General features: G+C 60.0%; 13 protein-coding genes. 6 read left to right on the top strand and 7 right to left on the bottom strand.

The window, feature by feature from the left end; all coding sequences use genetic code 11:
• Both P8X48_10010 and P8X48_10005 read left to right on the top strand, forming a co-directional pair.
• Positions 1 to 1,676 (top strand): EAL domain-containing protein (locus tag P8X48_10010; protein ID MEJ2107645.1); only part of this gene is annotated, 1,676 nt, incomplete at its 5' end.
• Between the two features lie 93 nt (positions 1,677 to 1,769).
• Positions 1,770 to 2,972 (top strand): sigma-70 family RNA polymerase sigma factor, encoded by a 1,203-nt coding sequence (locus tag P8X48_10005; protein MEJ2107644.1) that lies wholly within the window; start codon positions 1,770 to 1,772, stop codon positions 2,970 to 2,972.
• A gap of 99 nt (positions 2,973 to 3,071) precedes the next feature.
• On the opposite strand, the gene P8X48_10000 is transcribed toward P8X48_10005, so the two are convergent.
• Positions 3,072 to 3,254 carry a hypothetical protein gene (locus tag P8X48_10000; GenBank protein ID MEJ2107643.1) on the bottom strand — a complete coding sequence of 61 codons (183 nt, stop codon included), beginning with the start codon at positions 3,252 to 3,254 and terminating at the stop codon, positions 3,072 to 3,074.
• A 224-nt stretch (positions 3,255 to 3,478) separates the two neighbouring features.
• Here P8X48_10000 and P8X48_09995 point away from each other — a divergent pair, with 224 nt between their 5' ends.
• Positions 3,479 to 4,744 carry a tetratricopeptide repeat protein gene (locus P8X48_09995; GenBank protein MEJ2107642.1) on the top strand — a complete coding sequence of 422 codons (1,266 nt, stop codon included), beginning with the start codon at positions 3,479 to 3,481 and terminating at the stop codon, positions 4,742 to 4,744.
• Here the strand turns inward: P8X48_09995 and folE2 are convergent.
• From folE2 to P8X48_09975, 4 genes are read right to left on the bottom strand one after another with little or no spacing between them, the layout of a single operon-like run.
• The gene (folE2, locus tag P8X48_09990; GenBank protein ID MEJ2107641.1) at positions 4,735 to 5,562 is read right to left on the bottom strand and encodes a GTP cyclohydrolase FolE2; all 828 of its coding nucleotides are present in this window, start codon (positions 5,560 to 5,562) and stop codon (positions 4,735 to 4,737) included. The two genes, P8X48_09995 and folE2, sit on opposite strands and share 10 nt — an antisense overlap.
• Before the next feature lie 54 nt (positions 5,563 to 5,616).
• Entirely contained in the window at positions 5,617 to 7,515 is a 1,899-nt protein-coding gene (gene dxs / locus P8X48_09985; protein ID MEJ2107640.1) for a 1-deoxy-D-xylulose-5-phosphate synthase, read from the bottom strand.
• Complete coding sequence (locus P8X48_09980; protein MEJ2107639.1) at positions 7,512 to 8,402, bottom strand: polyprenyl synthetase family protein; 891 nt, start codon at positions 8,400 to 8,402, stop codon at positions 7,512 to 7,514. Before P8X48_09980 ends, dxs begins: the two co-directional genes overlap by 4 nt.
• A gap of 42 nt (positions 8,403 to 8,444) precedes the next feature.
• Entirely contained in the window at positions 8,445 to 8,690 is a 246-nt protein-coding gene (locus P8X48_09975; GenBank protein ID MEJ2107638.1) for an exodeoxyribonuclease VII small subunit, read from the bottom strand.
• A 100-nt stretch (positions 8,691 to 8,790) separates the two neighbouring features.
• On the opposite strand from P8X48_09975, the gene mobA reads away from it, so the two are divergent.
• From mobA to cynS, 3 genes are all read left to right on the top strand, one after another.
• A complete protein-coding gene (gene mobA / locus P8X48_09970) occupies positions 8,791 to 9,390 on the top strand; it encodes a molybdenum cofactor guanylyltransferase MobA (GenBank protein MEJ2107637.1) in 600 nt (199 codons plus the stop codon).
• 63 nt (positions 9,391 to 9,453) lie between these two features.
• Complete coding sequence (locus P8X48_09965; GenBank protein MEJ2107636.1) at positions 9,454 to 10,125, top strand: glutathione S-transferase N-terminal domain-containing protein; 672 nt, start codon at positions 9,454 to 9,456, stop codon at positions 10,123 to 10,125.
• A gap of 317 nt (positions 10,126 to 10,442) precedes the next feature.
• The gene (gene cynS / locus P8X48_09960) at positions 10,443 to 10,883 is read left to right on the top strand and encodes a cyanase (protein MEJ2107635.1); all 441 of its coding nucleotides are present in this window, start codon (positions 10,443 to 10,445) and stop codon (positions 10,881 to 10,883) included.
• Positions 10,884 to 11,014: 131 nt separating this feature from the next.
• On the opposite strand, the gene P8X48_09955 is transcribed toward cynS, so the two are convergent.
• Together P8X48_09955 and P8X48_09950 are read right to left on the bottom strand one after the other, a co-directional pair.
• Positions 11,015 to 12,415 (bottom strand): sigma-54 dependent transcriptional regulator, encoded by a 1,401-nt coding sequence (locus tag P8X48_09955; GenBank protein ID MEJ2107634.1) that lies wholly within the window; start codon positions 12,413 to 12,415, stop codon positions 11,015 to 11,017.
• Positions 12,416 to 12,439: 24 nt separating this feature from the next.
• Positions 12,440 to 12,706: ATP-binding protein (locus tag P8X48_09950; GenBank protein ID MEJ2107633.1), on the bottom strand; the 267-nt coding region annotated here is incomplete at its 5' end.

The following is a 12,706-nucleotide window of genomic DNA, read 5'->3' as shown; positions in this document are numbered from 1 at the left end:
CGGTATGGGTCAAATCGGTCGGGGCCGATGGGCTCATCAACTACACCCTTGACTCCCCAGGCGTGGAGCACACACGTGTAATCGGTTTTATTGATCTCGGCCAGGATCGTACGGGATATCTTCAGTCGATTCGTACAGCGTTGATTTACAGCAGTCTGGTGATCGCGCTAATCCTGTTCATTGCCAACTATATCGGGCGTATTGTTATCCGGCGCGCCCTGACCCCGTTGTCGCGGCTGAAGGATCCACTGACAAAACTGGCGGTGGGCGATACCGGCGTGGAAGTGGAAAGCGTGGGCGATGAGGAGATCGCGGCCATCAGCCAGGCGCTGAATACAACCATCAAGGCCGTTCGCGAACGTGACGAGGAGCTCCGAAAGATTGCGAATCATGATCCCCTGACCGGGCTCGTGAATCGTTCCTTTTTCATGCGCGAGGCCCAATTGGCCCTGGAGGAAGTAGATGATGACGGCAACAACTCGGCGCTGCTGTTTATCGATCTGGACCAGTTCAAGTATGTAAACGATACCGTCGGGCACGGGGCCGGCGACCGAATGCTGATCCAGGTTGCCGAAGCCCTGTCACACCGGATTCGCGAACACGATGTGGTGGCGCGCTTCGGGGGTGACGAATTCATCATCCTGGCGCGGGACGTGGATCAGAGTGGTGCGATCGGAATTGCCCGCAGCATACTCCGGCGTCTTCAGAAGATGCGCTTCGTCGAGGGGGAGCATTCCTTCAATATCCATTGCAGTATCGGAATTACGATGATCAGCTCGGATCGATACAGTATCGATGAGCTGGTGTCGCAGGCCGATATGGCCTGTTTCGAGGCCAAGAGACGAGGACGCAATCGCTACAACCTGTTCGAACTCAGCGACCACGATCATAAGAATCTGGTCGCGGATGTCGGCTGGGCGCAGGTGATCCGGAACGCAATCGATCAGGACGGCTTCGTGCTCACCTTCCAGCCCATGGTTACCTTCGAAGACGAAGGTTGCGAAATGTACGAGGTGTTGCTGCGTATGCCGGATCCCGAGGGAAAGCTTGTGGGTCCATCGGTGTTTTTCCCCGCGGCCGAGCGTTTCGGGATGATGGTCGAGATCGACTACTGGGTCATCGAACATGCCCTGATGGCCATGAAGCAGCAGCGTGCCAACGGCCGGGACATTTGCCTTTCCATCAATCTGTCCGGGCATGTATTCGAGGACCAGGCCCTGGGTTCGCGTATCGTCGAGGCACTTGAAGCCAATGATGTGCCAGGCGGGCGCGTGATTTTCGAGGTGACGGAGCAGTCCGCGGTGCGATATATGGACACCGCGGCCAGCCTGATTCACAGTCTTCGGAACCACGGGTGCCGTTTCGCCCTGGATGATTTCGGAACGGGGTTCAGCTCTTACGGCTACATCAAGAATCTGCCCATCGATTTCATCAAGATCAGTGGCGAATTCATCCAGGAGATCCGCAACGATCGAATCGACCAGGTCATGGTGCGCTCCATCGTCGACGTCGCGCGGGCCCTGGGCAAGAAGACCATTGCCGAAAGCGTGGAAGACGAGACGACGCTGGAAATGCTGCGGCAAATGGGCGTGGACTACTATCAGGGCCGGTTTTGCGGGGAACCGGTGGCGGAATTGCCGAAAGAACGGGTGCCGTTGGTAGCCAATCATCGGTGAATTCGGGTCCCCCGGTTGCCGGAATTGCACCTATAATCAGTTTATTCAGCGATTTACCGGGAACCAATCCCGCCCAACCGTCGTGTATATAGTATGAGCAACAAGGAAAGACCCCGGGGCAAGGCCGTTGTTGAGGAAATGGTCTTCGAGGATCTCGTTGCGCCTCATCTGGACCACCTCTACCGCGTTGCCTTTCGATTCACGGGGATCCGGGAAGAGGCCGAGGATCTGCTCCAGGACCTGCTCATTCGCCTGTATCCCCGCCGATCCGAACTCGCCGAGGTGGACAAGCTGCGCCCCTGGATGGCCCGTGTCCTCTACCGCCTTTTTATTGACCGGATTCGGGCGGCGGGGCGCTCGCCGGTCGATACCCGGGATGTTGACGCGCAGGTTGACGATCAGTGGGACGGCGCGCCGGGTCCGGATCAAATCACCGAAATGGTGCTTACCCGCGAACGCCTCCAGCGCGCCCTGGCCGATCTCAGTCTGGACCAGCGCATTCTCCTCTCCCTGCACGATATTGAGGGCTACACCCTGTCGGAACTGGTGGAAATCCTCGATGCCCCCATTGGAACCCTGAAATCCCGCCTCAATCGGGCCCGGACCCGGGTTCGTGAATCCGTAGCCATGGAACCTTTTCGGATCATGGATTGCCGAACAGTTCAACAGAATCTTGACGAATACCGCGAAGGCCTGTTGCCCGCAGCGGACCACGAGGAGATGAGCAGGCACCTCGGGGAATGTCGGGAGTGCCGTGCCAGCATGGCCAGTCTGCAGGTCCTGGTTGATTCCCTGGGCCGGTTGCCGGTAGAGCCGGCCACCCCGGGTTTCGCGGAACAGGCCCTGCGACGGGCGCGGGAAATGCATCGGTCGAATCCGGTGCGCCTGCCCGCGGTCATGAAGCACAAGGTTTCAGTCTGGTTTGCGACGGGTTTTGGTGGGGCGCTCGCGGCCACGCTCCTTCTGTGGAGCGTGGCTTTCCTCCCGAAGCCGATGCCGTCCGAAGTGCCGGCGGTCCAGTTCTCGCTGAACCAGACCCGTGCGATTCATCTGGCATTCAATTCGCCGGAAGAATTCCGTGGTTTGACGCTGACGGTGGAGGTGCCGGCGAACTTCGAGATCGCCAATCGTCATGGTGAGCGCACCCTCTCCTGGCATACGAATCTTCGAAAGGGCGCCAATATGCTGACCTTGCCGGTTGTAGCCGTTTCCGCCGGGAAGGGCGATCTGGTGGCGCGGCTGAAGGGTGACCAGAAAGAGAAGACATTTCGTGTCCCGTTGGCAGCAGGTACGTAACGGAAACCTTGCAGTACTGATTTGGGAAGACCAGGAATTGAATTTGCAGTGGAAGCACTTTGGAGTAGGAGAATTGCTATGAGAAAGACATCGCTCATCCTAGTTTTCGCTCTCGCCGGTGTCGCGCCGTTTGCGGCCCAGGCGGCCAGCCTCGATGAAGTGACGATGCAAGTCATGGACGCCCATGGGAATGCCGGTGAAGTCACACAATACATCGAAATTCCGGCTGCGGACCAGGCCCTCCTCAAGAGTGGAAATCGTAGCGAGAACGCGGACGCCCACGCGCAGAATACCAGCAATCCTCCTGAAAATGCCGGCCCGCCAGAAGACGCCGGATCGCCGGACAATATGGACCAGCACGCGAGTGATGCTATCGAGGGTTCGCCTGCCGCCGGACGGCGCGGGGGGCCTGACAAATAGCCTAGCCTTGCCAGAACCGGTCATTTCCGGCAACCTCCCTGCCACTGGTTGGGAGGTTTTTCTTTGTCTAATTGGAACACTGCCCCATGACTCGGCTGCGAACCGGGGTGGTCGCGGCCTTGGCCATGGGTCTCCTCGTTTCCCTCGTCATGCCGTCCCTTGCCCGGGCGGCAGGGGAAAGTGAGTTTTCACACGGGATCAAGGCCTTCCGCCATGGCGACTACCGGCTTGCGGCCGCGTGGTTTGAGAGCGCGCAGGCCGAGGGGATGACCGGCGCGCCCCTTCTGTACAACCTGGGGGTCAGCTATTTCAAGCTTGCCAAGCTGGAAAAATCACGCAAGTACTTTCGCCTCCTGACAAGCAATCCCTCCATGGCGCCATTGGCGCGCTACAACCTGGCCATCATCGCCGACCATCAGGGTCGGCGGGACGATGCCATTGCGCTTCTTCGGCTGGTGCTCGAACATTCCTCCGATGAGAAGCTTCTCTATATCGCGCGAAGAAAACTGGACGAGTTGCGGGCTCATACAGGGGTCTGGCGCGGATTTGTTTCCGCAGGTGTCGGCTATAACGACAATGTCACGATTGCGCCCACGGGGACGGCGGCAGGTCCGGACACTTTTCTCGCCGCCGGCGTCCACCTGGAAAATCTGATCCGGGGCGTCTGGAATGATGGCTGGTTTGTTGCCGGCAACTTTTTTACGCGCAAGTACCTGACTCTGGATCTCTACAATCAGGATCTGCTGCAGCTGGAGCTTCGCCGGCTGACGACATGGGGTGACACCGGCGTGTGGTACGGCGCCTTTGCCGATACCTCTGAATTCGGTAATTCCCCGTACCAGAGCCATCTGGGTATCCAGGCAGCATTCCGGCGATCCCTCGGCGACAGGAATGTGCTGCGCGCCCGCATCCGGGCCGAGACGATCCAGTCGCTTGCCGCCAGCTACGACTACCTGGCCGGAACGCGGCAGCAGATGCGTCTGATCTGGCAGTCGGGGACGCGGAAGCACAACATTCAGATTCGGTATTATTTTGAACAGAACGACCGCAGGGATCAGCCAACGGCGAGTTTTTCGCCCACCGCCCAGATTCTGGACGCGCGGGTGAGCAGAAACCTGGGGTCTCGATGGCTGGGAACCCTTGGGCTGAGCTATGGTGAAAGCGATTTTCCGCCGCGGGGGGCCCAGAATCGCCACGACAAGCGAAGCGGAGCGAGGCTGGAATTTTCCCGGAGATTGAACAAGGACGCCAAGGTCAGGATCCGGCTACTGGCAACAAGCAACCTCTCTACCGATCCTGCCTACCAGTTTTCCAGCAACCAGGCCGACGCCAGCTTCCTCGTCTATTTCTGATCCGCCAGTTTGTCCCGGGTGATCATGGCGTAGGCCGAATGATTGTGGATGGACTCGAAGTTCTCCGATTCCACCGTGTAGGCATCGATGCGCGGGTCCGCATTCAGCACTGCGGCGACGTCGCGAACCATGTCCTCCACGAACTTGGGATTGTCGTAGGCCTGCTCCGTTACGAACTTCTCGTCCGGACGTTTCAACAGTCCGTACAACTCGCAGCTCGCCTGTTTCTCGACGATATCGATGACATCCTCGATCCACACAAAGGCATTGGTGCGGACGTCGACGGTGACATGGGAGCGTTGATTGTGCGCCCCGTAGGCGGAGATCTCCTTGGAACAGGGACACAGACTGGTGACCGGTACGGCCACCTTGATGTTGACCGAGATGTCATCACCACTGACTTCGCCGGTCAGTGAAACCTCGTAGTCCATGAGACTGCGCACGCCGGACACCGGCGCCTGCTTCTCGATGAAATAGGGAAAGCTCATTTCGATGTGCCCGGTATCGGCCTCGAGCCGGTCCCGCATCTCCGCCAGCATCGCGGTAAAGGACTTCACCGAGATCTCGTACTCGTGGTGGTTGAGGATCTCCACGAACCGGGACATATGGGTGCCCTTGAAGTTATGCGGCAGCCCGACATACATATTGAAGCGCGCGATCGTGTGCTGCTCGCCCTGGCTGCGGTCCTTCACCCGTACCGGGTGGCGAATGTCCTTGATTCCGACCTTGTCGATGGGGATGCGGCGGGTGTCCGGTGCGTTCTGCACATCGGCGATGGCGGGTTCTACCGGTTCGGTTTGCGGTTTGCTGGCTTTCATCGGGTTCTCTCGTGGTTCCGGCGCCGGGGAGTGCTGGATTCCTGACTATATCAGTCAGGATAAGGCCGATTCCAGCGCCTTGACGATGTCCCCGGGCGCGGCGCGGCGAATGGTACGCTGAATCCCATCGGCGTCCAAGCCGTACTGGGCCAGCAGTTCCGCACGGCCTCCCTGGGGCGGAAAATCGTCCGGCAGGCCCAGATTTAGCACTGCGGTGTCGACGTGTTCGCGGGCGAGGAACTCGTTGACCGCTGAACCCGCACCACCCGCAAGGGTATTTTCCTCCACCGTAACCAACATGGCGTGCTTGTGGGCCATTTCCCGTACCAGGTCCTCGTCCAGGGGCTTCACGAAGCGCATGTTCACCACCGTCGCATCCAGGGCATCCCCGGCGCCCAGGGACGGCGATACCATGGAGCCAAAGGCAAGGATGGCAATACGGCTTCCGGTGCGCCGGATCTCGGCCTTGCCCACAGGCAGGGTATCCAGCTCGGATCCCACGGATACACCGGCACCGGTGTCCCGCGGATAGCGTACGGCCGCAGGCCCGTCCAGCCGGTGGGCGGTGCTCAGCATGCGGCGGCATTCGCCTTCGTCGGCGGGAGCCATGAGGGTGATGTTCGGCAGGCAGCGAAGGTAGCTCAGGTCGAAGTTGCCGCAGTGGGTCGCTCCGTCCGGTCCGACGATCCCGGCACGATCCACCGCAAGGGTCACCGGCAGGTTCTGCAGGCAGACATCGTGAATGGCCTGGTCATAGGCCCGTTGCAGAAACGTGGAATAGATCGCGACCACGGGGCGCAGGCCCTCGCAGGCGAGGCCGGCGGCGAAGGTCAGGGCGTGTTGCTCGGCGATCCCAACGTCGAAGTAGCGGTCCGGATAGCGTTCCGAGAACGCCACCAGCCCGGATCCCTCGCGCATGGCCGGCGTGATGGCCACCAGGGATTCGTCCGCGGCGGCCATATCGCACAGCCATTCGCTGAAGACCTGCGTATAGGAAATGCCCTTGGGTTTGGCCTCCGCCTTTCCGGTCGCGGGATCGAACGGTGCGACTCCGTGATAGCTGCACGGGTCTCCCTCGGCCGGTTCGTAGCCTTTGCCTTTTTTCGTGACCACGTGCAGGAAACGGGGGCCCTTCAGCCGGCGCAGATTCCGCAGTGTGCGCACGAGTTCACCAACGTCATGGCCGTCGATGGGCCCGAAATAGTTGAAACCCATTTCCTCGAACAGCGTACTGGGCATGAACATGCCCTTCATGTGTTCCTCGGCGCGGCGGGCAAGCTTCCACATGGGGCGCACCGGCTTGAGCATCTGTTTGCTGCCTTCGCGCACGCTGGTGTAGACCTTCCCCGACAGGATCCGGGCCAGGTAGCGGGACATGGCGCCGACGTTTTCCGAAATCGACATATCGTTGTCGTTCAGAATCACCAGCAGATTGGCGTCCATGTCGCCCGCATTGTTCAGGGCCTCATAGGCCATGCCTGCGGACAGGGCGCCGTCCCCGATGACCGCGATCACCTGGCGTTCCGGGTCGTTGCGCGCCGCCGCTACCGCCATGCCGAGGGCGGCACTGATCGAGGTGCTGGAGTGGCCCACCCCGAAGGTGTCGTAGGGACTTTCGCCCCGCTTGGTAAACCCGGACAGCCCACCCTGTTGGCGCAGTGTGCCCATGCGGTCCCGCCGGCCGGTCAGGATCTTGTGGGCGTAGGTCTGGTGACCCACGTCCCACACGAGTCGGTCATCGGGGGTGTTCATTACGTAGTGCAGGGCGATGGTCAGTTCCACGGTGCCCAGGCTGGCGGCCAGGTGGCCACCGGTGCGTGAAACGGTATCAATAATAAAGGCGCGCACTTCTTCGGCCAGCGGCTCCAGATTTCGCTCGGACAGGTGGCGCAGGTCCTCCGGTGAATTGATACCGGGGAGCAGGGGGCTGGTACGGGAATCGGAATCGCTCACTGGCTGCGCTCGATGATGTAATCCGCTAGAAAGGCGAGAAAACCGCCATTATCCCCCAAGGGGGCCAGGCTTTCGAGTGCCTCGTCGCGGAGCCGGGCCGCCAGGTCCCGGGCCGCCTCCAGGCCCAGAATCGCCGGGTAAGTGGGCTTGTTTCGGGCCAGATCCGAGCCCTGGGGCTTGCCCAGGGTGGCCGTATCGGCGGTGAGGTCGAGGATATCGTCCACCACCTGGAAGGCGAGACCGATGGCGCGGCCGTAACCCGACACGGCACGCAGGAAGGGGTCGTCCGCCTCCGCTGCCATCGCACCCAGGACGACCGAGGTATGAATCAGTTGACCGGTTTTGCGCTCGTGCATTGATTCCAGTTCGTCCACGGTCAGTGTCTTGCCGACGGAGTCGATGTCGATGGCCTGGCCACCGGCCATGCCCAGGGATCCGGTGGCGCGGGCGAGCAGGGAAATCATGTCCATTCGAATCCCTGCGGAAACCGCCATGGTCGGATCGCTAGCCAGGAGTTCGAACGCGAGGCTCTGCAGTGCGTCTCCGGCGAGCAGGGCCGTGCCCTCGTCAAACGCGCGATGACAGGTGGGCCTGCCACGACGGAGCTCGTCGTCGTCCATGCATGGCAAGTCGTCGTGCACCAGGGAAAAGCTGTGGATGATTTCCACAGCGCAGGCTGGCGCGTCCAGTTGCGCGGGCTCCGCGCCGGCGGCGATTCCTGCGCCATAGGCCAGGCAGGCCCGAATCCGCTTGCCGCCATTGAGCGTCGCGTAGCGCATGGCGGCATGCAGACGCCGGGGCGTACGGGATTCGGGGGGCAGGCGCTCCATCAGGGCCTGTTCCACCCGCTGCCGGTACTGGCGCAGGATGTCAGCGTTTCGTGACACGGGTAACCAAATATAGCTGGAAGTCCGACACCGCGATGAAGTCTATTCTTCTGTCTCGTCCGGTGACAGGGGTTCGGTGGACCAGGTATCGTTCTCGCGAATCAGTTTTTCTACACGTTGCTCCGCTTCCTGCAGGCCTTTCTGGCATGCGCGCGTCAGCTCGATGCCCCGCTGGAACGAGGCCAGGGCCTCTTCCAGGCTCTGATCGCCGCTTTCCATTTTTTCCGCGATCTTCTCCAACTCTTCGAGCGCGGCCTCGAAATCGGGCAGGGCACTTTTCTTGGCCACCTGGGCTCCCATGGCTTGTCTGTGGGGCCGGCTAACATAAACTAGCGCTCTCAGAGGCGTCAAGAAAACGCGGTGGCGACCGCAAAAGGAGCGAATTGCAGTGAAAATCGGGGTAACGGCGGTGGTGCTGGCCGGCGGCCGTGGGCATCGTTTCAACGGCCGCGACAAGGGTCTGATCCCCCTGTGGGGCGAGCCGCTGGTATGCCATGTGATTGCCCGCATCGCGCCCCAGGTGGATGAAACCCGCATCAGCGCGAACCGCAATCTCGAATCCTATCGTGCCCTTGGATATCCCGTCGTCCAGGACCAGGACGGGGATTTTGCCGGGCCGCTGGCGGGCATTGCCGCCGCCATGGATGCCTGCCCCTCGGCCCAGCTGCTGGTGGTCCCGTGTGACACCCCTTGCCTGCCCCGGGATCTGTGCATGCGTTTGCGCGCGGCGACGTCGCAACCCACTCGCGACGTGGTGGTGGCCCACGATGGGGTGCGACTTCAGAACACGGTGGCCCTGCTTCCGGTCGCGCTGCGCGACGATATCCGGGAACAGCTAGACCATGGCGAGTATCGCCTGGAATCATTCCTGCGTCGGCACGCACCCATCGTGGTGGACTTCTCCGACGAAGCCGCGGCCTTTCTTAACGTGAATTCAACGGAAGAACTGGACCAACTCCAGCGCGCGGGTACCTGTCCGGAATCGTAACGGAACCTGATCAGCCTCCAGTGTTCGAATTGGTGTGGGTTCACACGAATGGAGGCAAACGCGATGATCGAGTTGTACAGCGCGACTACACCAAATGGCTACAAGGCATCCATCATGCTCGAGGAGACCGGATTGCCGTACCGGGTCCGGCCGATCAACCTGGGTGAGAAGGAACAGAAACAGGACTGGTATCTGCGCCTGAATCCGAATGGGCGTATCCCTGCCATTGTTGATCACGACAACGGCGATTTCGCTGTTTTCGAGTCCGGCGCCATTCTGATCTATCTGGCGGAGAAAAGCGGAATGTTTCTGCCAGTGGAGCCAAAGCAGCGTTCACGGGTTCTGCAGTGGCTCATGTTTCAGATGGCTGGCATCGGCCCGATGCAGGGACAGGCCAATGTGTTCTATCGCTACGCGCCGGTGAAAATACCCTACGCCATCAAGCGCTACCAGAACGAGACCCGGCGGCTGTACGAAGTGCTCGAAGGGCGGCTGCAGGAGCACGAGTATCTGGTAGATGAATTGTCGATTGCGGACTTTGCCACATTTCCGTGGGTGCGCGCCTACGAGTGGGCGGGTGTCGATGTGGACGGTTTGCCCAATCTGCAACGCTGGTTGCGGGCCCTGGCCGCGCGCCCGGGAGTCGAGCGCGGATTGGGGGTCCCAGCGCGGGTGGAACTGAAGTCCAACGCGTCGGCGGAAGCGAAGGTCGGTACCGGGCGGAAGATTATCTAGGCCGCCCTTCTCGGTAGTGAGCCCGGTCCGGTTTGGTGCGGTCATGCCGTACCGCGTGCAATCGTGGTGCAGGCTATGCCCCATCTTCGACGCGCGCACGCATGAAGTCCGCCAATAGTCCTATGTGAACAATGGATTGGCCGTCCGTGTGAGAATGGCACGCGGTGTGCAGGACTGCATTCATGGTGAACAAGAAATCGGACACCTGAGCATTTCATGGCTGGCGCGCCAAAGATCGCTCCCCGCGCAACTGCCCCCATCCCTTCCGGGAAACCGCAAACGGATTCAAGAACAGAAACACCGAGAGGAAAAACGAAATGGATAGTGCCGACATTACCGCGAAACTGCTCGAGGCGAAGAAGCAAAAGGGATTGTCATTTGCGGATCTCGAATCGACCCTGGGCCGGGATGAGGTATGGATCGCGGCCCTGGTCTATCGTCAGGCAAGTGCATCTGCGGAGGAGGCCGCGAAACTGGCATCCGCGCTGGATCTCGGGCCGGAGGTCGCGCAGGAGCTGACCGAATTCCCGAGCAAGGGTCTGGGACCGGTGGTTCCCACCGATCCGTTGGTGTATCGCTTCTACGAAATCATGCAGGTCTACGGCATGCCCATCAAGGCCGTCATCCACGAAAAGTTCGGCGACGGCATCATGAGCGCCATCGACTTCACCCTCGACATCGACAAGGTGGAGGATCCGAAAGGGGATCGGGTAAAGGTCACCATGAACGGAAAATTCCTGCCGTACAAGAAATGGTAAGCACCCCGCACCGGGAAGGCGTACACCCATGGAAACGGATCGCCGGACGGAACGAGCGGGGCGATGCCCGGCGGCTCGGCATTAACCAACGGTGAAGTGGCCGAGCGGCTGTGCGGCCTGTCTGCTCCGGCTCACTGGGCCAGGCTGTAACGTTTGATCTTGCGCCAAAGGGTGGACTTGTCGATCCCGAGGATCTCGGCTGCGAGAGACCGATTTCCCTTGGTTTCCCGCAGAGTTTTGGCAATAAAGTACATCTCGATCTCCTCCAGGCTCTGCGGCGAAATGTGATCAAGCGCCTTTCGTGCTCCCTCCTTGGGTTCCGCGAATTCAGCCGGCAGTACATCGACATCTATCAGATCGGTTTCCGTCAGAATAATCATGCGTTGGATAAGATTCTCGAGTTCCCGTACATTGCCCGGCCAGTCGTAGCGCATCAGCGCGCCCAGGACTCCTGTTGTCAGTCCGTCCACATCCTTCCTGAGTTTGCGGGAATTCTTCGCTATGAAGTAGTTCGCCAACAAGGGAATATCGCCGTGTCGCTCGCGAAGCGGGGGTACGTCTATCTCGACGACCTTGAGCCGATAGTACAGATCGTTCCGGAACAGACCCTGTTCGATCAGATCAGGCAGGGAACGATTGCTTGCGGCAATCAGCCTTACATCGACTGTTCTCGGGGTCGTATCACCCATGCGGAAGAAGACACCATCTTGAATCGCACGCAGCAGTTTCGCCTGCAGTGAAAGCGACGCATTGTTGATCTCGTCCAGGAAAAGGGTTCCGCTATGGGCAGCTTCGAACAGGCCAACCTTGTCCCGATCGGCGCCGGTGAATGCGCCTTTGCGATAGCCAAACAGTTCACTCTCAATAATATTTTCGGGAATCGCGGCGCAGTTCAGGGCGATAAACGGCTTTTCACTGCGAGTGCTTTGCCCGTGTATCTGCCGGGCAACCAGCTCTTTGCCACAACCGCTTTCACCCGTGATCAGGACACAGCAATCATATCCGGCCGAGGCGTCGATCAATCTGTGTACGTGCTCCATTCCCTTGCTCTTGCCAACCAGTTCGTGCTCGCTTCCCTGGGGCTGTCCTGGAATCCTCTGGCGCGAATTTTCGCGGCTGAGCAGATAGTGCTCCAGGGCGCGTTCCACGGTGTGCCGCAATTCCAGCGGCTCGAACGGCTTTCGGAGGTAGTCATAGGCGCCGCTCTTGAGGGATTCGACCGCTGATTCGACCGTTGCGTACCCTGTGATAAGGACGACGTGGATCAGGGAGCTCCGGTTCTTGGCAAACTTCAGTACGTCGATGCCGTCCACACCGGGCATGCGGAGGTCCGTGACGACGACGCCGATCTCCTCATTTTCGAGATAATCGAGGGCATTCTGCGAATTTCGGACGGCGATAATCTTGGCATCAATCGGTTCAAGCACATCGGCGATGAGTTGCCGCATGTTGACGTCGTCCTCGACCACCAGGATGAGTGGCCCTCCCTCATTCGTGTCGTCCCTTATGATTTCTTTGGCTTCAACGACCATAGCTATCCCCCCGGTTCTTTTTTGCTACTCGAGCGGCAGTTTCAAAACGAAACGCGCCCCCTCTTTGTATGAGGCATCGCACCGCAGGCTGCCTCCAAGTTTCGCAACCATCGCTTGCGTAATCGCAAGGCCAAGCCCGGTTCCTTCTCCGACCCCTTTTGTGGTGAAGAAGGGATCGAAAATTCGAGTCTGTAATCCGTTTGGGACGCCGGGACCATTGTCCTCAACCGTTACGACGCCATTCCCGCGGGAATCGGTGTGCGTGCGAAGGGAGATGAGGGGTTCTACGCC

The sequence above is a fragment of the Acidiferrobacteraceae bacterium genome (assembly GCA_037388825.1).
GTDB lineage: Bacteria > Pseudomonadota > Gammaproteobacteria > Acidiferrobacterales > JAJDNE01 > JARRJV01.
This window is presented reverse-complemented; position numbering and strand designations above follow the sequence as displayed.